This window comes from Streptomyces sindenensis (genome assembly GCF_014649035.1).
GTDB classification, from domain to species: domain Bacteria; phylum Actinomycetota; class Actinomycetes; order Streptomycetales; family Streptomycetaceae; genus Streptomyces; species Streptomyces sindenensis.
The window spans coordinates 148,955-171,205 of sequence record NZ_BMSG01000006.1 but is presented as its reverse complement, the minus strand read 5'-3'; the positions used below and the strand labels follow the sequence as shown (position 1 = coordinate 171,205).

Annotated in this window: 19 protein-coding genes; 8 read left to right on the top strand and 11 right to left on the bottom strand. The window is 73.0% G+C overall.

Annotated elements, in window-relative coordinates:
* Window positions 1-35 precede the first annotated feature (35 nt).
* Window positions 36-1,226 carry a DUF2786 domain-containing protein gene (locus tag IE145_RS10330; RefSeq protein WP_189520615.1) on the bottom strand — a complete coding sequence of 397 codons (1,191 nt, stop codon included), beginning with the start codon at window positions 1,224-1,226 and terminating at the stop codon, window positions 36-38.
* Between the two features lie 62 nt (window positions 1,227-1,288).
* Between IE145_RS10330 and IE145_RS10325 the strand changes: the two genes are divergently transcribed.
* Entirely contained in the window at window positions 1,289-2,980 is a 1,692-nt protein-coding gene (locus tag IE145_RS10325; protein WP_189520614.1) for a bifunctional 3'-5' exonuclease/DNA polymerase, read from the top strand.
* A 107-nt stretch (window positions 2,981-3,087) separates the two neighbouring features.
* Here the strand turns inward: IE145_RS10325 and IE145_RS10320 are convergent, their stop codons facing one another.
* From IE145_RS10320 to IE145_RS10305, 4 genes are all read right to left on the bottom strand, one after another.
* Window positions 3,088-4,005: a hypothetical protein gene (locus IE145_RS10320; RefSeq protein ID WP_189520613.1), complete on the bottom strand. Its 918-nt coding sequence runs from the start codon at window positions 4,003-4,005 to the stop codon at window positions 3,088-3,090.
* Window positions 4,006-4,094: 89 nt separating this feature from the next.
* Entirely contained in the window at window positions 4,095-4,604 is a 510-nt protein-coding gene (locus IE145_RS10315) for a SigE family RNA polymerase sigma factor (RefSeq protein WP_189520612.1), read from the bottom strand.
* Between the two features lie 173 nt (window positions 4,605-4,777).
* Window positions 4,778-5,638, bottom strand: coding sequence for a dioxygenase family protein (locus tag IE145_RS10310; protein WP_189520684.1), 861 nt, complete (start codon window positions 5,636-5,638; stop codon window positions 4,778-4,780).
* A 145-nt stretch (window positions 5,639-5,783) separates the two neighbouring features.
* The gene (locus IE145_RS10305; RefSeq protein WP_189520611.1) at window positions 5,784-7,163 is read right to left on the bottom strand and encodes a carbohydrate-binding protein; all 1,380 of its coding nucleotides are present in this window, start codon (window positions 7,161-7,163) and stop codon (window positions 5,784-5,786) included.
* Between the two features lie 204 nt (window positions 7,164-7,367).
* Between IE145_RS10305 and IE145_RS10300 the strand changes: the two genes are divergently transcribed.
* Window positions 7,368-8,048: a phosphotransferase gene (locus IE145_RS10300; RefSeq protein ID WP_189520610.1), complete on the top strand. Its 681-nt coding sequence runs from the start codon at window positions 7,368-7,370 to the stop codon at window positions 8,046-8,048.
* A 258-nt stretch (window positions 8,049-8,306) separates the two neighbouring features.
* Here the strand turns inward: IE145_RS10300 and IE145_RS10295 are convergent, their stop codons facing one another.
* Together IE145_RS10295 and IE145_RS10290 are read right to left on the bottom strand one after the other, a co-directional pair.
* Complete coding sequence (locus IE145_RS10295) at window positions 8,307-8,588, bottom strand: DUF3263 domain-containing protein (protein WP_030720653.1); 282 nt, start codon at window positions 8,586-8,588, stop codon at window positions 8,307-8,309.
* 104 nt (window positions 8,589-8,692) lie between these two features.
* Window positions 8,693-9,973 carry an ABC transporter substrate-binding protein gene (locus IE145_RS10290; RefSeq protein ID WP_189520609.1) on the bottom strand — a complete coding sequence of 427 codons (1,281 nt, stop codon included), beginning with the start codon at window positions 9,971-9,973 and terminating at the stop codon, window positions 8,693-8,695.
* 433 nt (window positions 9,974-10,406) lie between these two features.
* Here IE145_RS10290 and IE145_RS10285 point away from each other — a divergent pair, with 433 nt between their 5' ends.
* From IE145_RS10285 to IE145_RS10275, 3 genes are all read left to right on the top strand, one after another.
* Window positions 10,407-11,300, top strand: coding sequence for an ROK family protein (locus IE145_RS10285; protein ID WP_229825494.1), 894 nt, complete (start codon window positions 10,407-10,409; stop codon window positions 11,298-11,300).
* A complete protein-coding gene (gene nagA, locus IE145_RS10280) occupies window positions 11,300-12,457 on the top strand; it encodes an N-acetylglucosamine-6-phosphate deacetylase (protein ID WP_189520607.1) in 1,158 nt (385 codons plus the stop codon). Before IE145_RS10285 ends, nagA begins: the two co-directional genes overlap by 1 nt.
* Window positions 12,458-12,892: 435 nt before the next feature.
* Window positions 12,893-13,819 carry a 1-phosphofructokinase family hexose kinase gene (locus tag IE145_RS10275; RefSeq protein ID WP_189520606.1) on the top strand — a complete coding sequence of 309 codons (927 nt, stop codon included), beginning with the start codon at window positions 12,893-12,895 and terminating at the stop codon, window positions 13,817-13,819.
* 75 nt (window positions 13,820-13,894) lie between these two features.
* Here the strand turns inward: IE145_RS10275 and IE145_RS10270 are convergent, their stop codons facing one another.
* Both IE145_RS10270 and cdgB read right to left on the bottom strand, forming a co-directional pair.
* A complete protein-coding gene (locus IE145_RS10270) occupies window positions 13,895-14,899 on the bottom strand; it encodes a carbohydrate-binding protein (protein WP_189520605.1) in 1,005 nt (334 codons plus the stop codon).
* Window positions 14,900-15,043: 144 nt separating this feature from the next.
* The gene (gene cdgB / locus IE145_RS10265; RefSeq protein WP_189520604.1) at window positions 15,044-16,702 is read right to left on the bottom strand and encodes a diguanylate cyclase CdgB; all 1,659 of its coding nucleotides are present in this window, start codon (window positions 16,700-16,702) and stop codon (window positions 15,044-15,046) included.
* A 385-nt stretch (window positions 16,703-17,087) separates the two neighbouring features.
* Between cdgB and IE145_RS10260 the strand changes: the two genes are divergently transcribed.
* Window positions 17,088-17,594 (top strand): flavin reductase family protein, encoded by a 507-nt coding sequence (locus IE145_RS10260; protein ID WP_189520603.1) that lies wholly within the window; start codon window positions 17,088-17,090, stop codon window positions 17,592-17,594.
* Between the two features lie 84 nt (window positions 17,595-17,678).
* On the opposite strand, the gene arfB is transcribed toward IE145_RS10260, so the two are convergent.
* Window positions 17,679-18,113: an alternative ribosome rescue aminoacyl-tRNA hydrolase ArfB gene (gene arfB, locus IE145_RS10255; protein ID WP_189520602.1), complete on the bottom strand. Its 435-nt coding sequence runs from the start codon at window positions 18,111-18,113 to the stop codon at window positions 17,679-17,681.
* A gap of 183 nt (window positions 18,114-18,296) precedes the next feature.
* Between arfB and IE145_RS10250 the strand changes: the two genes are divergently transcribed.
* Together IE145_RS10250 and IE145_RS10245 are read left to right on the top strand one after the other, a co-directional pair.
* Window positions 18,297-18,872 (top strand): TerD family protein, encoded by a 576-nt coding sequence (locus tag IE145_RS10250; protein ID WP_006125579.1) that lies wholly within the window; start codon window positions 18,297-18,299, stop codon window positions 18,870-18,872.
* Between the two features lie 331 nt (window positions 18,873-19,203).
* Entirely contained in the window at window positions 19,204-20,817 is a 1,614-nt protein-coding gene (locus IE145_RS10245; protein ID WP_189520601.1) for a M4 family metallopeptidase, read from the top strand.
* Window positions 20,818-20,845: 28 nt separating this feature from the next.
* On the opposite strand, the gene IE145_RS10240 is transcribed toward IE145_RS10245, so the two are convergent.
* Complete coding sequence (locus IE145_RS10240; RefSeq protein ID WP_189520600.1) at window positions 20,846-22,246, bottom strand: M1 family metallopeptidase; 1,401 nt, start codon at window positions 22,244-22,246, stop codon at window positions 20,846-20,848.
* Between the last annotated feature and the right edge of the window lie 5 nt (window positions 22,247-22,251).

Below are 22,251 nucleotides of genomic sequence, written 5' to 3'. Positions count from 1 at the left end.
CCGAGCCTAACGGGGCAATCCAGGACAAGCTCGACTTACGCCGTGATTTCCCCGTCGGGTCGAGGGGGCGTGCCGCCCCGCGCACCGCCCACCCGGGCCCGGTCGGCGGCCTCGGTGCCGTGCGTCCAGCCCGCCGGATCGAAGACGCCGCGGAGCCGGGTGGTCGTGGTCCTCGGGAACATCCGCTCGGCGGTGTCGGCGACCGCGACGTCCCGGGCGACGAGGACGGGCAACAGTCCGCCGCCCTCTCCCGTCCCGCCCGCAGCGGTGTCCGCCTCCGCCGTGACCCGCTCGGCGTCGGCGGCCAGCCGGCGGCCGAGGCGCTGGGCGTACCCCATCCAGAACGCCTGCCGGAAGGTCTTGGTCCGCTTGCGGCCTCCGGCGCGCTGTCCGGCCTCCGCCCGGGTCATCGCCGTCGTCCCCTGGACGAGCAGCGAGGTGAACAGCAGCTCGACCGCCTCCAGGTCCGCCTCGAAGCCGACGACCGTGGAGAAGGCGAAGTCCTCGTTCCACACGGCCCGGCAGCGGTTCGCGGAGGCGACGGCGTCCAGCAGGACCGCCTTGGCGCCCTCGTACGGGGGCTCCACCCCGATCCGGCAGGCCCCCGGTGTCTCGCGGCTCCGGGTCCGGGCGGCGAGGAGGGCCTCGTCGATGGTGTGCCGGGCCATCAGCTCCTGCGCCTTGGTCGTCAGCGCCTCGGCCTCCTCCGGGTAGCCGGTCGCCTCGGCCTTCGCGAGCAGCGCCCGGATTCGGGTGAGCATCCGGGGCTCGTCGGCGGCGGGCGGCCGGTGCGGGTGGTCGGCGGCGGCACCGGGCGGCGGGCCCACGGGCTCGACGGCGGGCAGCCGCAGCAGCACCCGGTAGAGCTCAAGGAGATCGGCGGCGTAACTGAAGCGGTCGGGGCGGTTGCGGGGCACGGGCTTCGGCAACCCGGCGAGCTGCCGGTCCCACCGGGGCGGCAGCTCCGCGTACCGGGCGGTCTCGGCGGCGATCAGGGTCCCGGCCAGCGCCGCCCGCCGCTCGTCCAGCTCCCGGCGGACGAACCGGACCAGGTCGGCGGGGAGCCAGCCGCGCTCCCACGCCCGGCGCACGAACTCCTCGCCGCGCCGGTGCGCCGCGTCGTCGGCGTCCGGGGCGGCGGCGAGCAGGGAAGCGCCGGTGTCCAGGGCGGCGTCGCTCTCCGCGTAGAGGGCCGCCGCGCACGCCCGGTCGATCACGGATTCCATCCGGCCAAGGGTAGGCGCGCGGCATCCGGGCGCTGTCAGTGGCGGGTGCCAGACTCGCACCCATGACCGAACGGTGGGCGGTGGCGGCGGCGGACGGAGGCGGGGCGCTGCTCGCGCCGCTCGCCCGCGACGGCACACCCGCCGGTCCGGTCGTCGCCGAGCCCGACCTCGTCGAGGCGGTCCGCTCCCGCCCCGGCGTGCCGCGCTGGGTGTGGCGGTCGACCGCCGAGATCTACCCCCGGCTGCTCGCCGCCGGGGTCCGGGTCGAGCGGTGCTACGACATCGAGTGCGCCGAGCTGCTGCTCCTCGGCCACGCCGGACGGCTCGGCGAGCCCCGGTCGGCCGCCGCCGCGCTGGCCCGCCTCGACAACGCGGCGGTGCCGCCGGATCCGCCCGCCCGGTCCGCCGAACCGGGCGCGCAGTCCTCCCTCTTCGAGCCGTCGCCGGGGGCCGGTGTGCCGTTCGAGGGGCTCCTGCGGGTCTACGCGGACCAGCTCCGCCGTCATGACGCGGCGGAGCACCCGGACCGGATGCGGCTGCTGACCGCGTCGGAGTCGGCGGGGATGCTGGTGGCCGCCGAGATGCACCGGGCCGGGCTGCCCTGGCGCGCCGACGTCCACCGGGAGCTGCTGATCGGGCTGCTGGGCGAGCGGTACGCGGGCGGCGGCGAGCCCCGCAGACTCGCCGAGCTGGCGGACGAGGTGTCGGCCGCGTTCGGCAGACGCGTGCGCCCGGATCTGCCCGCCGATGTGGTGAAGGCGTTCGCCCAGGCGGGGATGCCGGTGAAATCGACCCGGCGGTGGGAGCTGGCGGAGCTGGACCACCCGGCGGTCGAGCCGCTGATCGCGTACAAGAAGCTGTACCGGATCTGGACCGCGCACGGCTGGTCCTGGCTCCAGGACTGGGTGCGCGAGGGCCGCTTCCGCCCGGAGTACCAGCCGGGCGGCACGGTCAGCGGCCGCTGGACGACCAACGGCGGCGGGGCGCTCCAGATCCCCAAGGTGATCCGGCAGGCCGTGGTCGCCGATCCGGGGTGGCGGCTCGTCGTCGCGGACGCCGACCAGATGGAACCCCGGGTGCTGGCCGCGATCTCCCGCGACCGGGGGCTGATGGAGGTGGCCGGACATGACGGCGACCTCTACAAGGCCCTGTCCGACCGGGCGTTCTCCGGCGACCGCGAGCACGCCAAGCTGGCGCTGCTCGGGGCCATCTACGGCCAGACCTCCGGCGACGGGCTGAAGAACCTGGCCGCGCTGCGCCGCCGCTTCCCGCTGGCCGTCGCGTACGTCGACGACGCGGCGCGGGCGGGCGAGGAGGGGCGCGTGGTGCGGACCTGGCTGGGCCGCACCAGCCCGCCGGTCGTCTCGGCGGGCCAGGACGAGGAGGCGGGCATCCCCCAGGAGGGCCCGGAGGGCGCCGGTGACGCCGGAGGCCCCGCCGGGCCCGGGGGCGGCGCGGCCCGGGCCCGGGGGCGCTTCACCCGCAACTTCGTGGTGCAGGGCAGCGCGGCCGACTGGGCGCTCCTGCTCCTGGCCGGGCTGCGCCGGACCCTCTTCGAGCAGGGGCTGCGGGCGCAGCTGGTGTTCTTCCAGCACGACGAGGTGATCGTGCACTGCCCGGCCGAGGAGAGCGCCGCCGTCGCCGAGGCGATCCGCGCGGCGGGCGAGCTGGCCGGGCGGACCGCTTTCGGCCCGACGCCGGTGCGGTTCCCCTTCACGGTGGCGGTCGTGGAGCGGTACGCGGACGCGAAGTGACCGTCCGGACGAGGACGGCCGGGGCAGCGCCCCGGACACGTCCTGGGTCCTGCCGTCACACTGCCGTCTGCGCGCTCCGGGCGACGACGGCAGTGTGACGACAGGGCCTAGCGCTGCTGGAGCTTCGGCCACTCCGGGCTGAGGACCAGGGCGGTGAGCTGGTCCATGGTGAGCGCGGGCGCCTTGCGGGTGGCGGGGCTCGACTGCTCGCCGGAGTTGAAGGCGGAGACGACGACCCGCATGCCGTCCGGACGCATGCTGTCGGCCGTCCACATGACGACCCCCGGTCCGCCCTTCTCGCCGGGCTTCTTCGACGTGGCGAGCAGAGTGCCGTCGGGCAGCGTGGTCGCGTCGCCGTAGAGCTGGTGGGCGACGTCCCGCATGTCGGGCTGCACATTGATCTGCACGAGGGAGCGGCCCTTGCCGTCGTTCACGACGACCGAGGCGAACTCGCCCCCGCTGTCCGTCACGTCCGTCACGGTCAGCCCGTCCGGCAGCAGGGCGCGGAAGGTGGGCATCAGCAGCGTGTAGTCGATCGGCGGCGCCGGAATCCCGGCGTCGTGCGTCCCGCGCGAGCCGGGGCCCGGGTCCGGCGAGGGCTCACCGGTGCCCGCGCCCGCCGTGGGGGTGGCGGTGGCGCCGTCCGCCGGCGCGTCCGAGGGCGAGGGGGTGGCCTTCGTCGCGGTCTTCTCGGGCGGGCGCGTCGCCGTGGGCGTGACGGCGTCCGTGGCGGGTGCCGTCGTGGGCGTCGCGGTGTGCGCGGCCGGGGCGCTGCTCGCGACGTTCACCCCGTCGCCGGAGGTGCCCAACTGCCCGGTGGCGAAGGTGACCCCGCCGCCGACGAGGGCCAGGGTCAGCACGCTTCCGGCCACGGCGGCGACGCGGCGGCGGCGCACGGTGCGCCGCCCGTGTTCCAGGGCGCCGTCCACCAGGGCGGCCCGGCCGGACAGCTCGAAGGTCTCGCCGGCGCGGCGCAGTTCCGTACCGAGGCTGTCCTCGAACGGGAACTCGTCTTCGCTGGGCATGGGAAACCACCACTTCTCGTACTCGTATCGGATTGCTCGACAGTTTCGACGGCCCGCGGGGGCCTGAGGGCGGGGAGTGCGCGCGTGCGTCAGCGGGCGGCGAACTCCGCAATGCTGCCGCCCAGGTGTTCCCGCAGCCGTCCGAGCGCCCGCACACAGCGGGTCCGGACGGCGGCCGGGCTGGCCTGGAGGGCGGCGGCGGTCTCCTCGATGCTGCGGTCCTCCCAGTACCGCAGGACGACGACCGCGCGGTCCTTGGGGGCCAGTTGGGACAGGGCGCGCAGCAGCGTCAACCGCAGCGCCGGGTCGTCGCGGTCGCCCGACGCGCCCTCGGGCACGTCGGCCAGCGGGCGTTCGCTGGTGGAGCGGCGCCGCCGGTGGGTGAGGAACGTCCTCACCAGCACGGTCTGTGCGTACGCCGCCGGGTTGTCGATCCGGCGGGCGCGGCCCCACGTCACATACATCCGGCTCAGCGTCTCCTGCACCAGATCCTCGGCGAGGTGCACATCGCCGCTGGTCAACAGGCAGGCCGAGCGGAACAGATGGCCGGCCCGGCCGGCCGCGAACACTCTGAACTCGTCGGTACGCGCAACCTTCATGTTCTCCCCCGTAGACCCGCCGTTCCGCCCTTCCTCCCTTACGACGCGACGGGGCCGGGCAAATGTTTCAGGCGGTCCGCGAGAACTTTTCCGAGGCACGCGGAAGCGCCCCGTTCACGCGCCGGACGGCGTGAACGGGGCGCGGGCGGTGGTGCGCTCGCCGTCTCTGTCGTCTACCCGCGTTCCCACAGCGCGGGGACGCTCGGCGGCTCCCAGCCGGAGACGGCCTGGTGCGCCTGCAGACAGCGGTAGGCGACCCCGCCGTAGGTCACGCGGTCACCCGCGCGGTAGGAGGTGCCGGCGGCCCAGCTGGTCCCCGGCTCGGTGGGTGGATCGGTGGGCGGGTCGGTCGGCCCGGGCGTCTGGGCGACGTCCAGGACGAAGTCGAAGGTGCCCTGGCGCCCGTTGCCCACGTTGCGGACGTTCATCAGCAGCTCGGGGTCGAACAGGGCGTCGGTGTTGTTGCGCGGCTCGTTCGGGAAGTACAGCTGGGTGGTGAGGATGCGCCCGCCGGGCGCCTGCGCCTTCACGTGGATGTGGCGCGTACGGCCCGGGTAGAGGCCCGGCACGATCGTGGTGAGGCTGAACGAGCCGTCCGGGCCGGTGAACTGGTGCCCCCGGAAGTTGAACCGGGCCATGTCGTAGGCCCCGTTCGTGTCCGCCTGCCAGAAGTCGAGCAGGGCCCCGGAGATGGGCCGGCAGGCCCGGCCGAAGACGTAGCCGCTCACGGTGAGCGGTACGCCGGGGGTGCTCGGGGTCACCAGGCTGGTGCGGCGCGGCGAGTTGGGCTTGAAGTACGGGCCCTCCATCTGCGGCGGCGTCAGGTCGTCGCCGTCGTCGCACTCCGGGGTGAGGGCCAGGGGCCCGTCCCCGGTGGCGGCGGCGTCGCGGGCGAGGGCGACGCCTCCGCCGGCGAGCAGGGGCGCGGCGCTCGCGACCAGTGCGGCCTTCAGGAGACCTTTGCGGCTGATCCGCCGCCGGCCGCCGGACGCCTCGTCGGGCGCGTTGGGCTCTTGGGGGGTCGCGTTGTCCATGGGTGGGGTCATGACGTCTTCCTCGGAGTCCTCGGGGAGCCTCGACGCGGGGAGGCGGGAGGCGGGGAGGTTCAGGAGGTGCTGTTACGGGGGTGCCGGGCCAGGCCCGGGACGGCCGGATCGCGCCGGACCGGGCCCGGGGCGGTCAGACCCGCTGCCAGAGCGCCGGAACGGCGTCGGGGGTCCAGCCGGGCTGGGCCGTGTGGGCCTGGAGGCAGCGGTAGGTCGCCCCGCCGTACGTCACCGTGGCTCCGGCGGCGTACGCGGTGCCGGCCGCCCAGGTGCCGCCCGGCGGGTCGGTCGGCGGGTCGGTCGGCGGCGTGGTGGGCGGGTCGGTGGGCGTACCGCTGGTGACCAGGGTCAGCCCGTACGCCTGGAGCAGCGGGTTGAGCGGCTGGAAGTACGTCGTACCGCCCGACGAGCAGTTGCCCGAGCCGCCGGAGGTGACGCCCTGCGCCTGGTTGCCGGAGATGTACGAGCCGCCGGAGTCGCCGGGCTCGGCGCAGACGCTGGTGCGGGTCACGCCGGAGATGGTGCCCTCCGGGTAGGTGACGCTGGTGTTGAGCTGCTGGATGGTGCCGCAGTGCCAGCCGGTGGTCGAGCCGGAGCGGCAGACCGAGGCGCCGACGACGGCGGCGGTGGATCCGGCGACGGTGACGTCGCCCCGGCCGTAGCCGTTGACCGTCGGGCGCGGGGTCCAGTTGGCGTTGGTGGCGACCCAGGCGTAGTCGCGGCCGGGGAAGGTGGAGCCCTGGAAGGTGCCCTGGGCCTGCTGGTTGAAGCCGTTGGTGGTGGTGCCGACCCGGCCGCAGTGGCCCGCGGTGGCGAAGCCGTTCTGGGTGCCGCGCTTGACGGAGAAGCCGATGGAGCAGCGGCCGGAGCCGTTCATGTAGTACGCGTCGCCGCCCCGGAGGTCGGCGAAGGTGCGGGGCTTCTCGGCGGTGCGGGCGACGGTGACGAGGGCGCTGTCGACCCCGGCCGCCTTGAGGAACGCCGTTCCGGCCGCGGTGCTCGCGGCATTCACGACGACCCGGTTGGCCGCGATGTCGACGTACCAGACGGGCACGTCCTCGGGCGCCTTGCGCAGCGCGACCTTGTCGAGGGCCTTCTTGACGCCTTCGAGCCGGTCCAGGCTGTGGCCGACGACCTCGGCCCTCGCCCCGGCCTCGGTGATCCGGGCGGTCTGGGAGGCGTCGGTGGTGGCGACGGTCAGGGTCGCCTTCGCACCGCTGACCCGGGCTCCGGCGTAGCTGGCGCCGAGGGACTTCTCCAGCCCGGCGGCGACGGCGGCGGCGCGGTACTCGTTGGCTATCCGGCTGCGGGCGTCGTCCGCGTCCAGGCCGAGATCGCGCTCCATGGCGGCCAGCAGCCCGGGCGACAGGCTGTCGGCGGAGACCGGTGGGACGGTGGTGCCCGCGGGGTCGGCGGACGCCACGCCGGTCAGCCCGGCGAGGGCGAGCGCGCCCACGGCCACCGTGGCGGTGCCGGCGACGAGGGCGCGTCTGCGGAGCGTGGTTCTCTCCACGTGACTCTCCTTGGTTCAGGGGTGTCCGGGTCCGGCGGGGATTGGTCCGGACCAGGGAATTGCCGAAACCGTAGCGGCGGTGACACCCGGCACAGGAGATCCCGTTCACCCCCTCCCTCCGCGTTATGGGGGCCGGAGGCCCCCAGGAGGCGGGAGGGAAGAGCCGTCTCCCCTTCGACGGGGCGCCCGGGTAGGTTCGCCCTCATGCACACAGGGCAACTTCTGGGCTCGGGACGCACCGCCGACGTGTACGCACTCGACGGCTCCTGGGTCCTTCGCCGCTACCGGGACCGCTGCGACACCACGGAGGAGCTGGCCGTGATGAGTTACGTCGCCGCCTTCGGCTTCCCGGTGCCGCGCATCGGTCCGCCCGCCGAGGGGGCCCGCCCCACGGACCTGGTGCTCCAGCGGCTGACCGGCCCGACCCTGGCCGAGGCCCTGCTGGCGGGGCGGCTGGGGGCGGCCGAAGCGGGGGCCCTGCTCGCCCGTCTGCTGCGGGAGTTGCACGCGATACCGCCCCGGGTCTCGACGAACCCGGAGGACTGCGTGCTCCATCTGGACCTGCATCCGGAGAACGTGATGCTGACGGACCAGGGCGCGGTGGTGATCGACTGGTCCAGCGCGGCGGAGGGCCCGCCCGGCCTCGACCGGGCGATGTCGGCGCTGATCCTGGCCCGGGTCGGGCTGGACCCGGCGTTTGCGGCCGGGGCCGACGTACGGCCGCTGCTGGCGGCGTTCCTCGCCGAACTCGCCGACGACGGCGGCGCGTCGGCCGCCGATCTGGAGCTGGCCCGGGCCCGCCAGCAGCAGAACCCGTATCTGACGGAGGACGAACGGGGCCGTCTGGACAGGGCGGTTGACCTGGTGCTGGACGCCTCGCCGTAGATCCGGCGCCTACGGGAGATCGAGCCCCTCAGGCGATTGAGGAGCGGGCGGTTGAGGGGCGGAGACCCGGGAACGGGGGCCCGGGAACGGGGGGGACCCTGGAGCGGAGGCCCGGGAACGGAGACCCCGGGAACGGGAGCCCGGGAACGGGGGGACCCCGGAGCGGAGACCCGGGAGCGGAGACCCGGGAGCGGGAGACCCCGAGAGCGGGGGACCCCGGGAACGGAGACCCGGGAGCGGAGCCTCCGGCAGCACCCCTCAGCGCCGCCCGCGCCGCGCGTCCCGCACCCGCCGCAGCCGGTTCACCGTGACCGGGTCCTCCCGCAGCGCCCGCTCGTCCTCGATCAGCGCGTTCAGCAGCTGGTAGTAGCGGACCGGCGAGATCCCGAGCTCCTCGCGGATCGCCCGTTCCTTCGCCCCGGGACCCGGCCAGGGCCGCCGCTCCAGCGCGAGCAGGGCCCGGTCCCGTACGGACAGCTCGTCCGCACCGGGCGCGGGCGCGGCCGGTGCGTCGTGGGGCTCGTGGTCGGGGGCGGTCATATCAACCAACCTAATACCCGCCCCCGACACCCACGCGCTGCCGCGACACCGCGCACACGGTCCGGAACCGCGGCCCGGCGGCCTCCGCCACTCCGCGGCCTCCGCTACTCCGCGGCCTCCGCCTGCGCCGCCTCGGCGGATATCTCGCCGAGGATGCTTTCGGGGTTGCTGCCCGGCGCGACCGCGTTGCCGATCTTCTTCTTGATCGCGTCGCTGACCGTGGCCCAGGACGTCTTGCCGAACGGGGGCAGCGTCGAGTTGGGCAGCGCGACCAGGAACTCGTGCAGCTTCTCGTGCTTCTTGTCGGTCTCCATCGCGGCGGAGGCGCTGCCGGTCACCGGGAGGAGGTCGTACTGCTCGGCGAACTCCAGCACGTTCTCGTCGGAGTAGGCGTAGTCCAGGAACGCGCCGATCTCCTTGCGGTGGCCGTTCTCCTTGAAGCCCATCATCCAGTCGGCGACGCCCATGGAGCCCTCGGTCGGGCCGTCGGCGCCGGGCAGCGGCACCATGCCGACCTTGATGCCCTTGGCCTCGGCCTCGTCCATCAGGGTGGGGTGGCCGTTGAGCATGCCGACCTGGCCGGCGGTGAACGCCTCGAAGGCCTTCGCCCGGTCCAGCTTGCCCGGCGCGACCGGGCCGGTGAGGCCCTTGCCGACGAGGTTGTCCCGCAGCCAGCGGAACGTGGCGACGTTCTCGGCCGAGTCGATGTCGTACGAGCCGACGTCGTCCGTGTAGCCACCGTTGCCGCTGAGCAGCCACATCAGGGTCTCGGCCTGGGCCTCCTCCTGGCCGAGCGGCAGGGCGAAGGGGTAGTCGACGCCCTTCGCCTTGAGGGCCGCGGCGTCACTGCTGATGTCGTCCCAGGTCTCGGGAGCGTCCAGGCCCGCCTGCTCGAACAGCTTCTGGTTGTAGAAGAGCAGCCGGGTGCTGGCGACGAAGGGCAGGCCGTACAGCGTGCCGTCGACCTTGCCCGCGTAGGTGAGCGAGGGCAGGAAGTTCGCCGTGGTGCGGATCGCGAGCATCTCGTCGGCGGTGTAGAGCTTGCCCGTCTTGGCGTAGTCCGCGTACGCGCCGATCTGGGCGATGTCCGGGGCGTTGCCGGCCTTGACCATCTCGCCGACCTCGCGGTCGACGTCTTTCCAGGAGAGGACGGTGACATCGACCTTGATGCCGGGGTGCTCCTTCTCGAAGCCCGAGGCCACCCCGCTCCAGTACTTCTCGGAGCTGTTCTCCGGGCCGGTGCCGTAGTCGGCGGCGACCAGCTTGAGCGTGACGTCACCCGAACCGGCATCACCGCCGCCACAGGCCGACAACGTTGCCGTCATTCCCAGCGCGGCCACCGCCGCGGTCAGACCCAAAAAGCGCCGCTGCACAGCCTCGCCCATCCTCATCGATCGCCTTGCCCACGGACGGCGTGTACGGCGTGGGCCGCCGGCCTCGTGCGGCCGCGGCAGCGCCGCCCTGTCCTGGGCACCGTCCGGATGAACAGCGATTTTCCCCCATTGGCGACGCGAAGGTCTACACCACCGGCGTATCGCTTCGGCAACGCATGTGGGCCCTGCGGGCCACAACTGCCTTGCGCGTACTGGAAGTCGGAGCCCTCGGACCGTATCTTGGTCCAGACCTTTGGACCGGACCCCCGCCGATCCGGACTCCCCATACGGGACCTACCGGAATAAAAAGGTCCGTTCTTCACCTGTTCATCATTTTGTATGGGTGCGCAACAAACCGCGCTAGTGGACTAGACCTTTTGGGGGTCGGCGGGCGAAACTGTCTCCCGTGAGACATGTCATCGCCCTCGATGTGGGCGGCACCGGAATGAAGGCCGCACTGGTCGGGACCGACGGCACCCTCCTTCACGAGGCGCGGCGGGCCACCGACCGGGAGCGCGGCGCCGAAGCGGTCATCGAGTCGATCCTCGCCTTCGCGGCGGATCTGCGGGCCCACGGCGAGGAGCACCTCGGCGAGAGCGCCGTCGCCGCCGGGGTCGCCGTGCCCGGCATCGTCGACTCCGCCAAGGGCATCGCGGTGTACGCCGCGAACCTGGGCTGGCGCGACGTACCGCTGCGCACCCTGCTCTCCGAGCGGCTGGGTGCCATCCCGGTCGCCCTCGGCCACGACGTCCGCACCGGCGGGCTCGCCGAGGGGCGCATCGGCGCCGGGCGCGGCACGGACCGCTTCCTGTTCGTCCCGCTCGGCACCGGGATCGCCGGGGCCATCGGCATCGCGGGCGCCATCGAGGCGGGCGCCCACGGGAACGCGGGGGAGATCGGCCACATCGTCGTCCGCCCGGACGGACCCGGCTGCAGCTGCGGCCAGCGCGGCTGTCTGGAGACGCTGGCCTCCGCCGCCGCGGTGACCCGGGCCTGGGCCGCCGCGTCCGGGGACCCCGGGGCAGACGCCGCGGACTGCGCGAAGGCCGTCGAGTCGGGCGACCCGGCGGCGATCGAGGTCTGGCGGAACGCGGTCGACGCGCTCGCCGCGGGCCTCGTCACCGCGCTCACCCTCCTCGACCCGGGCACACTCATCATCGGTGGCGGTCTCGCCGAAGCCGGGGAAACCTTGTTCACACCACTGCGTGCGGCCGTCGAGGAACGGGTCACGTTCCAGAAGCTGCCCCACATCGTCCCGGCGGCCCTCGGGGACACCGCCGGATGCCTGGGCGCGGGGCTGCTCGCCTGGGATCTACTCTCCACGGAGGTTTCCGCCTGATGGCCGGACGCGCAGCAGACAGCACCGTTCTCGCCGGCGCCCGGGTGGTGCTCCCCACCGGCATCGTCGAGGACGGCCGGGTGACCGTAGAGGGAACCCGCATCGCCGCCTCCGCACCCGAGGGCGCCCGGACCGTCGACCTCTCCGGCCACTGGGTGGTCCCCGGCTTCGTGGACATGCACAACCACGGCGGCGGCGGGGCCTCCTTCACCTCCGGCACCGTGGACGAGGTCCTCACCGGCATCCGTACGCACCGCGAGCACGGCACCACCACGATGGTCGCCTCCACCGTCACCGGCGAGATGGACTTCCTCGCCCGGCGCGCGGGCATCCTGTCCGAACTGGTCGAGCAGGGCGATCTGGCCGGGATCCACTTCGAGGGCCCCTTCATCTCGCCGTGCCGCAAGGGCGCGCACAGCGAGGAGCTGCTCCGCGACCCGGACCCGGCCGAGGTCCGCAAGCTGGTGGACGCCGCGCGCGGCACCGCCCGGATGTTCACCCTCGCCACCGAACTGCCCGGCGGCATCGACTCCGTACGGCTGCTCGCCGAGCACGGGGTCATCGCCGCCATCGGCCACACGGACGCGACGTACGAGCAGACCGTCGAGGCCATCGACGCGGGCGCGACCGTCGCCACGCATCTGTTCAACGCGATGCCGCCGCTCGCCCACCGCGAGCCCGGCCCGATCGCCGCCCTCCTGGAGGACGACCGGATCACCGTCGAGCTGATCAACGACGGCACGCATCTGCACCCGGCCGTCCTGGAGCTGGCCTACCGCCACAAGGGCGCCGACCGGGTCGCGCTGATCACCGACGCGATGGACGCGGCCGGCTTCGGCGACGGCTCCTACGACCTCGGGCCGCTCGCGGTCGAGGTCAAGGACGGCGTCGCCCGGCTGGTGGAGGGCGGCTCGATCGCCGGCTCCACGCTCACCCTGGACACCGCGTTCCGCCGGGCGGTCACCCTCGACCGGATCCCGGTCGAGGACGTCGTCCGGTCCATCTCCGCCAACCCGGCCCGGCTGCTCGGCGTCGACGACCGGGTCGGCTCGCTGGATGCGGGCAAGGACGCCGACCTGGTGGTCCTCGACGAGGACTTCGACCTCAAGGGCGTCATGCGCAAGGGCGAGTGGATCATCGAGCCGAAGACGGCCTGAGGCGCGGAGCGACAGAAGCGACAGAGGTGTCCGGTCAGGAGGGAGCCACAGCGCTCCGGGTGTGCACGGGCCTGGCCGGGCCCTCGTCCTCCGGCAGCCCCGCGGGGACCCAGCCGTCGGGGAAGGGAGAGGCCGGCGATCCGGCCGTCCGGCAGGCAGTCCACACCGCCCTGCCCGACGTGGCTCTCCACCTGCGCGTCCGAAGCCCCGCCGCCGAGGAACCAGTCCGCCGCCTCGTCGCCGATGAACGCTCGGGGCTGGCGACTGTCACCGCTCCGCCCCCGTCCGCCGAGCGGGCCGGCGCGTAACGAAGCGATGGCGGTCGCCCCTCGGGGCTGGGCCGACCGCCCCGCCTTTGACATGATCATCGGAAAAGGCGTGCCGTCACCCGGCGCGAACCGCCGGGAGCATTGACCGAGGGAGGGACCGGACCAGGTGATCCTGACCGTCACCCTGAACACCGCGCTCGACGTGACGTACACCGTCGACGCGCTCGTCCCGCACGGCAGCCACCGGGTCGGCGAGGTCATCGAGCGCCCCGGCGGCAAGGGCCTCAACGTCGCCCGGGTGCTGGGCGCGCTCGGCCACGACGCCGTGGTCACCGGCTTCGTCGGCGGTGCGAACGGAGACGTCCTGCGCGGCCTCCTCGCGCCGCTCCCGCCGCGCGACGCCCTCGTCGAGGTCGCCGGGAACACCCGCCGCACCCTCGCGATCACCGACCGCTCGACCGGCGACACCACGCAGCTCAACGAACCCGGGCCGCAGGTGAGCCCCGCCGAATGGGCCGCCTTCCTGCGGACGTACGAGGAGCTGGTCGCCGGGGCGGACGCGGTCGCGCTCTGCGGCTCGCTGCCGCCCGGCATCCATGTCGGGGCGTACGCCGAACTGGTCCGGATCGCCCGCGCCGCCGCCGTACCCGTGCTCCTGGACACCAGCGGCGAGCCGCTGCGCCGGGGCATCGCCGCCCGCCCCGACCTGGTCAAGCCGAACGCGGAGGAGCTGGCCCGGCTGACCGGCTCCCGCGAACCGCTGCGCGCGGCGGGGGACGCCCGCCGCCGCGGGGCCCACGCCGTGGTCGCCTCGCTCGGCCCGGAGGGGGTGCTGGCGCTCACCCCGGACGGCGTCTGGCGGGCGGCGCCGCCCGCCGCCGTGCGCGGCAACCCGACCGGTGCGGGCGACTCGGCGGTCGCCGGGCTGCTGTCCGCCCTGGCCGAGGGGCTGCCCTGGCCGGAACGCCTCGCCCGGGCGGTGGCCCTGTCGACGGCGACGGTGCTGGCCCCGACGGCCGGCGAGTTCGACGCGGCGGCCTACGCCGAGCTGCTGCCGCGCGTCACGGTGGAGCCGCACGTTCCGGCGCCCTGACCCACCGGACACGCCGACGCCCCGGCCACCGGGACGGTGATCGGGGCGGGAGCAAGCGGTCGGCGGCCGGCCGTACTACTCGATGTGGCCCGCCTTGAGCTCCAGCTGGTCGAGGTTGGCGTCGCACTGGTCGCCTTCCTCACAGGACAGCTTGAGGGTGTTGGTGCCCTTGTCGAGCTGGACGTACGCGTAGGTGTTCGTCCAGCCCTTCTCCAGGTCGCCCTCGGGAGCCTTCGCGAAGTTCTCCATGTTGATGGAGCGGGGCTCCTGCGCGTTGACCGTCAGGGTCGTCTTCGCGTCCTTGCCGGGCACGCCGTAGGTCACGTACAGGGTGTACGCGCCGGCCTCGGGCACCTCGACCGTCCAGGTGGCCGAGCGGCCGACCTCGTTGAGGTTGATGTAGTTGCCGTTCGCGCTCTTGGCGCCCTTGACCGTGGAGTCCAGGGCCGCCGTGCCGCCCAGCGTCAGCGTCGCCGCGTCCTGCTTCGGCAGCTCGACCGGCTTCGAGGTCTCCTTCGGCTTCTCCTTCTCCGGCTTCTTCGACTCCTCGACCTCGTCGGCGGGGCCCTGGGAGGAGGACGCCTCGTCGCTCTTGTCGTCCTTGTCGCCGTCGTCGCCCGTGAGCAGGGCGGCGCCGATGCCGATGAGGACGACCGCGACCACGGCGACCGCCGCGATCAGGAGCGCCTTGGTGTTCGGGCCGCCGCGGCCCGTGCCGCCGCCGTGGCCGCCCTGGGCCGGGGGCTGTCCGTGGGACGCGCCGCCGGGGTAGGTCTCGGGGGCCGCGTACTGCGGGTTCGGCCGGTTGTACTGCTGCGCGGGCTGGCCGTAGGCCTGCTGGGGCGGGTAGCCGTACCCGCCCTGCTGCTGCGGCACCTGCTGCTGGCCGTACTGGCGCTCACCGACGGCACGCACCTGGTTGTAGGACGTTCTGGGCACGCCCGGCTGCGCGGCCGGACCCGGGTAGCCGTAGCCGCCCTGGCCGGGCGCCTGGGCACCTGCCGCCTGTCCGTCCGCGTACAGGTAGCCGAACGGATCGTCGTCCTCGGGCTTGCTCGCGCCGTTGTTTCCGGCCGTCATCCCTGGGTCACTCCTCACCATCTCGCCAGCCGTCGCCGACCGGCCGAGCCTACCTCGAACGGAGCAGCCCCCGAATTGCGCTCGCCCGCCGGGGCGGCCTCGGAGGAACGGGTGCGGGGCAGGACGAGAAACGGGCCGTGAACGTCATCCGGCTCTGCGGTGAACCTTCGACCGGGACCGTTTTTCCACGTACATCCGCTGGTCGGCGGAGCGCAGGACCTCTTCGACGGTCATGCCGCACTCGGCCCAGCCGATGCCGAAGCTCGCCCCGACCCGGACCGCGCGACCATCGACCCTTATGGGCGGAATGATGGCATTTCTCAGGCGAACGGCCAGGTCAGCGGCGTCCGCCGCCCCGAGGCCGTCGGCGAGAACGACGAATTCGTCACCCCCGAGCCGGGCGACCGTGTCGCCGTCCCGCACACACGTGCTCAGCCGCCGGGCGACCTCGATGAGCACGGCGTCACCGGTGTGGTGCCCGAAGCGGTCGTTGATGGACTTGAAACCGTCGAGGTCGCAGAAGAGGACCGCGAGCCCCTTCGTCCCGTCGTCGTGCTCCGGATCCGGGGCCACCGTGTGCACATGGTGGTCGAAGGGCCCGCCGCCGGGGATCGCCTCACCCTCGTAGCCGTCGGCCTGGTAGCCGTGGGTCAGGGACGACTCGACGTCCCCGTACGCCGCGTCCAGCGCCTCGATCGCCGTCGCGGCCGGGGAGGAGTTCGGCCGCTCGCAGATCCGGGCGCTGAGCCGCGACTTCAGCTCGGCGCTGTTGGGCAGCCCGGTCAGCGCGTCGTGCGAGGCGCGGTGGGCGAGGTTCAGCTCGTGGCGCTTGCGCTCCTCTATGTCCTCGACATGGGTGAGCAGGAAGCGCGGCCCGTCGGCGGTGTCCGCGACGACCGAGTTGCGCAGCGAGACCCAGAGATACGTGCCGTCCCGGCGGCTGAGGCGCAGCTCGGCCCGGCCGCCCTCGGCGGAGGTGCGCAGCAGGGTGCCGATGTCCTCGGGGTGGACCAGGTCGGCGAAGGAGTAGCGGCGCATCATGGAGGCCGGGCGGCCGAGCAGCCGGCACAGGGCGTCGTTGGTCCGCAGCAGCCGGCCCTGCTGGTCGCCGCCCATCTCGGCGATGGCCATGCCGCTGGGCGCGTACTCGAAGGCCTGCCGGAAGGACTCCTCGCTGGCCCGCAGCGCCTGCTGCTCCCGCTCCAGGCGGACCAGGGCGCGCTGCATGTTGGCCCGCAGCCGGGCGTTGCTGATGGCGATGGCGGCCTGGGAGGCGTACATCTGGAGCGCTTCGCGCCCCCATGCGCCGGGGCGGCGTCCGTTGCGCGGCCGGTCGACGGATATGACCCCGAGGAGGTCGCCCCCGCCCGCCGACGCGTACATCGGGGCGTAGAGCCGGTCGAGCGGGTGCCACTCGTCGTCGAACCGGGGTTCGGGCCCCTCGGTGTGCCACTGCGGTACGTCGTCGTCGAGCAGGACCCAGCCCTCGGTGTGCGGGATGAAACGGAGACCGCCCCAGGCCTCGCCCATGGAGAGCCGGCGGTTCCAGGAGTCGCGGGAGCCGACGCGGCCGGTGATCAGGGCCTCGGCGGCGGCGTTGCCCGCGAAGGCGGCGATGACGAGGTCGCCTTCGGGCCGGACCAGGTTGACGCAGGCCAGCTCGTAGCCGAGGCTCGCGACGATCCCGTCGGCCACGCTCTGGAGCGTGTCGGCCAGACTCCTCGCCGTGTTGAGATCGGCGACGGCCTGATGCAGCTGCCGCATGGTCGCCAGGCGGACGTACGGCTCCGACTCGGCCTCCATCGCTCGCACCCCCGGGACCTCGACAGCAACTCCAGGTTTCATATCGACGTACTTGTTGCAGTGTCACCGCCACTGAATCACAGTGAGCTGTGCACCCGGTACACAGGGTCAGCAGAAAATGGACTCTGTGACTCAAGTCACAACAGATGCCCGGGGGTGTCGGTGACTCAGGGCCACGACGATCGTTCCGCGGTCACCGGGAGGGACGGGTTCCCCTTGTGTGCGCCCGCGCACGCCCCGCCCCCGCCGCTTCCCTTCCGGGGTCCTAGGACCCGCCTGGTCCCCTGGCCCGATGCGGCCGTCCGGCCCCCGCGGTTAGCGTCGGAGCGTGCTCAACACGAAGCCCCCCACCCCGCGCCCCGAGACCGTCCCCCATGCTGAGGGAGTGAGCAACGACGAGTTCCGCGCCGCCCTCGCGCGGCTGGCCGCCGGGGTGGTGCTGGTCACCGCCCAGGAGCCGCCCCTCGACGAGGACGGCCGGGGCGAGGACGTGGGCATGACGGCGACCGCCTTCATGTCCGTGTCCCTGGAGCCGCCCCTGGTGATGGTGAGCCTGCGCAACGGCTCCCGGATGGACGACCTGCTGGAGGAGCAGCCGCTGTGGGCGGTCTCCGTCCTGGCCGCGAGCCAGCGGCACATCGCGGGCCGGTTCGCCATGAAGGGCCGGATCAGCGACCGGCTGCTGTTCGAGGACATCGCGTACGTACGGGGCGAGGTGACGCGGGCGCCGCTGATCGGCGGGGCGCTGGCGACGCTGGAGTGCCGGACCGAGCAGCGCGTGGTGGCCGGGGACCACACCCTGGTGATCGGGCGGGTGCTCACGGCGGAGCTGCCGAGCCCGGAGGGCGATCCTCTGACGTACTTCAAGGGGCGCTACCGGCAGCTGGGCTGACATCCCGTTCCGGGGCCGGGCCGGGCCGGGACCGCGTTCCGGAACGTGGCCGACGCGCCGCCCGGGGCGGGGCGTGGCCGCGGGCTACCAGTCGCGGCCGGAGCGACCGCGCTTGGTGTCGCCGCGCTGCTTCTTCTCGCGCAGCCTGCGCTCGTTGATCCCGCGCGGGATCTTCCGCTTGATCCGGGGCTTGGGCGGCGGCGCCGTGGCTCCGGCGAGGAGGGCGGCGAGCCGCACGGCGGCCGTCTCGCGGTTGCGCCACTGGGAGCGGTGCTCGGAGGCCCGTACGGAGACCACCCCGCCCACCAGCCGGCCCGCGAGCCGCTCCAGCGCCCGCGCCTTCCACACCTCGGGGAGCGCGTCGGTCGCGGCCAGGTCGAAGCGCAGCTCCACCTGGGAGTCGCTGGTGTTGACGTGCTGACCGCCGGGCCCGGAGGACCGCGAGAAACGCCACATGAGCTCGGCCTCCGGGAGGGAGACCGAGCCGCGGATGACATAGGGCCCGGACATGACACCCATGGTCCCTCCCCCGCACCCCGCCCGTCACCTTCTTTTGCGCTGCCCCGGCCCCCGCGTCCGGAGGAAGTTCGTAAAGAAAGTAAAGCGAGCAGGAACCTCGTGGTCCGCCGCACGCGTTATGACGGGTGACGGTAGCTTTCGTGATGGCACGAAGCCCGCACACGACGAGGAAAGGGACTTCCCATGGCAGTAAGCCTGTCCAAGGGCGGCAACGTCTCGCTCACCAAGGAGGCACCGGGCCTTACCGCCGTCACGGTCGGCCTCGGCTGGGACGTCCGCACCACCACCGGCACCGACTTCGACCTCGACGCCTCGGCGATCGCGGTCAACGCGGGCGGAAAGGTCGTCTCGGACGGCCACTTCGTCTTCTTCAACAACAAGTCGACGCCGGACCAGACCATCGTGCACACCGGTGACAACGTCACGGGTGAGGGCGAGGGCGACGACGAGCAGATCAACGTCAATCTGGCGGGCCTGCCGGCCGACGTGGACAAGATCGTCTTCCCGGTCTCCATCTACGACGCCGAGACTCGCAGCCAGAACTTCGGCCAGGTCCGCAACGCCTTCATCCGCATCCTCAACCAGGCCGGCGGCGCCGAGATCGCCCGCTACGACCTGAGCGAGGACGCCGCCACCGAGACCGCCATGGTCTTCGGCGAGCTCTACCGCAACGGCGCCGAGTGGAAGTTCCGCGCGGTCGGCCAGGGGTACGCCTCCGGCCTGCGCGGCATCGCCCAGGACTTCGGCGTCAACCTCTGACGCGTCGCTCCCGAGCGCACACCAGTCTCACCGGAGCCCCCGGCCGCGATCGCGGCCGGGGGCTCCGGCGTGCGTGCGCCACCGTTTGTCCGGCCCCGCGTGGATGAGCCACCGCCCACCCGGCCCGGCCTGGGTGAGCCTCCGTCAAGCCGCCTCCACCGCACCGCTGAAACCCGCCACTTCACCGAATACCGGACAGCACGACACCCCATTCGTACAAGAACTGGTCAAAAACTTGTGAGGCAATTGTCGGCACACCGTCAACTTCGCTCATTCGATGGCACGCTCTCCGCTCGTAGTCCCCCCACAGGACGACCGACGGAGAACACACATGAACCTCCACATAACCCCCCACAACTCCCGCGCCCCGCGCCCCACGCGCCGACTCGCAGCACTCGCGGCCGTGGCCGCGATGGTCGTCGCCGGTGTCCAGGCCGGATCCGCCGTCGCCGGGCCCGACGACGACGGCCGCACCACCGCGGCGAAGCCCGCCACGGCCACCGCCCTCGGCGTGAACCCCGCCGCGCAGCGCGCCACGGCCATCAAGTCGGCCCAGGCACAGGCCGCCTCGGCGGCCAAGGCCCTGAAGCTCGGCGGCCAGGAGAAGCTGATCGCCCGCGATGTCATCAAGGACGCCCGGGGCGCCGTCCACACCCGCTACGAGCGCACCTACGACGGCCTGCCCGTCATCGGCGGCGACCTCGTCACCCACACCACGGCCGCCGGCAAGCTCCGAAGCGTCGACAGGGCGACCGACGCGAAGATAGCCGTGGCGTCGACGACGCCGAAGCTGAAGGCGGCGGCGAGCGCCCGCAAGGTGATCTTCGCGAGCCACGGCGGTGAGCCCGTCCTCGCCTGGGAGACCGTCAAGAAGGGCGTCCAGAAGGACGGCACGCCCAGCCGCGTCCACACCATCACGGACGCCACGACCGGAAAGCAGCTGCACAGCTACGAGGCGATCGAGACCGGCACCGGCAACAGCCAGTACAGCGGCGAGGTCGAGATCACCACCACGAAGTCCGACGCGGGCTTCGAGCTGACCGACGGCGAGCGCGGCGGCCACAAGACGTACGACCTCAACCAGGGCTCCTCCGGCACCGGCGACCTCGTCACGGACGACGACGACACCTGGGGCGACGGCACCGGCGAGGACCGGCAGACCGCCGCCGTCGACGCCCACTACGGCGCCGCGAAGACCTGGGACTTCTACAAGTCGGCGCTCGGGCGGGACGGCATCGCGGGCGACGGCAAGGCCGCCTACTCGCGGGTCCACTACGGCGAGAACTACGTCAACGCCTTCTGGGACGACAGCTGCTTCTGCATGACGTACGGCGACGGCGCGGGCAACAAGAACGCCCTCACCTCGATCGACGTCGCGGCCCACGAGATGACCCACGGCCTCACCTCCGCCACCGCCGACCTGGACTACGCGGGCGAGTCCGGCGGCCTCAACGAGGCGACCAGCGACATCCTCGGCGCCTCGGTGGAGTTCTTCGCCGACAACGCCTCGGACGCCGGGGACTACCTCATCGGCGAGAAGATCGACATCAACGGCGACGGCACCCCGCTGCGCTACATGGACCAGCCCTCCAAGGACGGCAACTCCGCGGACTTCTGGGACGAGAACCTCGGCGACCTGGACGTCCACCACTCCTCCGGCGTCGCCAACCACTTCTTCTACCTGCTCGCCGAGGGCAGCGGAAAGAAGACGATCAACGGCGTCGAGTACGACTCCCCGACCTCCGACGGCTCGACGCTGACGGGCATCGGACGGGAGAAGGCGTACCAGATCTGGTACAAGGCGCTCTCGGTCTACATGACCTCCACCACCGACTACGCGGGCGCGCGCGTCGCGACCGAGAAGGCGGCGACCGACCTGTTCGGCGCGGACAGCGAGGAGCTGAAGGCGGTCTCGGCCACCTGGACCGGGGTCAACGTCAAGTAACCCCAGCCGTACGGACCACGGAAGCCGGTCAGCCCTTCCGGGCGGGCCGGCTTCCGCCGTACAGCCAGGCGTCCCACAGCCCGCCGAGGTCCCGGCCGGTCTCCTCCTCCACGTACGCGGTGAAGTCGTCGGTGGAGGCGTTGCCGTGCCGGTACTTCGCCGTCCAGCCCCGCACCAGCGCGAAGAACGCCCGGTCGTCGTCCATGGCGAGCCGGACGCGGTGCACGACCATGGCTCCGCGCCCGTAGACCGGCGGGTCGAAGAGGTCGGGGGCGGCGGGCGGCCGGGCGGGCGGAAACGCCCAGTTGGCATCGTCCTCGTACGCCTCGTCGAAGCTCTCCTCGACCGGTACGTCGTCGTGGTCGGCGGCCCAGAGCCACTCCGCGTACGTGGCGAAGCCCTCGTTCAGCCACATGTCCCGCCAGGTCCTGGGGGTGACGGAGTTCCCGAACCACTGGTGGGCCAGCTCGTGGACGAGGAGCCCGGTGCCGGGCGGGCCGGGGAAGACGGGCCGGTTCTGGGTCTCCAGGGCGTACGCCGCATCGCCCGTGCGCTCCACGATCGCCCCGGCGGAGGTGAAGGGGTACGGCCCGAATCTGGCCCGCGACCACGCCAGCACCTCGGGGATCCGGGCCAGTACGTCCTCGCTCGCCGCCGCCGACTCGGGGTCCACGGCGGTGAACAGGCGGATGCCGTCGGGGGTGCGCGCCTGCTCGGTGGTGAACCGGCCGACGGCCACGGTCGCCAGATAGCTCGCCATCGGTTCGGTGGTCCGCCAGTGGTAGGCGGTGCGGCCGTCCTCCGTACGCCGGGCGACCGGCTGCCCGTTGGAGACCGCCGTCAGCGGATCGGGGACGGTGACCTCGATGTCGTACGCGGCCTTGTCGCTCGGGTGGTGGTTGCCGGGGAACCAGGCCATGGAGCCGGTCGGTTCGCCGAGGGCGACCGACCCGTCCGCCGTCCGCAGCCAGCCCTCCTCGTCGCCGTCGGCGTCGGTGACGGCCTGCGGGGAGCCGGAGTAGCGCACGACCGTGGTGAACGTGCGCCCCTCGCGCATCCGGTCGTCGACCGACGCGTCGGGGCGGATCGTCAGCTCCTTGCCCGCCCGGTTCACGGCGGCGGGCTCCCCCTCGACGGTGGCGCTCTCCACGTCGAGCCCGGCGAGGTCGAGGTGGAAGGCGCTCAGGTGCTGGGTGGCGCGGGCGGTGATCGTGGCCGTGCCGCGCAGCCGGCCCGCGGCGGGGTCGACGTCGAGCTCCAGGCCGTAGTGGGTGACGTCGTAGCCGCCGTTGCCGAGCCCGGGGAAGTACGGATCGCGCAGACCGACCGCGCCCGGGGTCCCCTCGACACCGCCGGTGCAGCCCGAACCGAGAAGCGCGAGAACCAGGGCGAGGAGAAGAGGGGAGGCGGCCGGGGTGCGGGGGTTCACCGGTC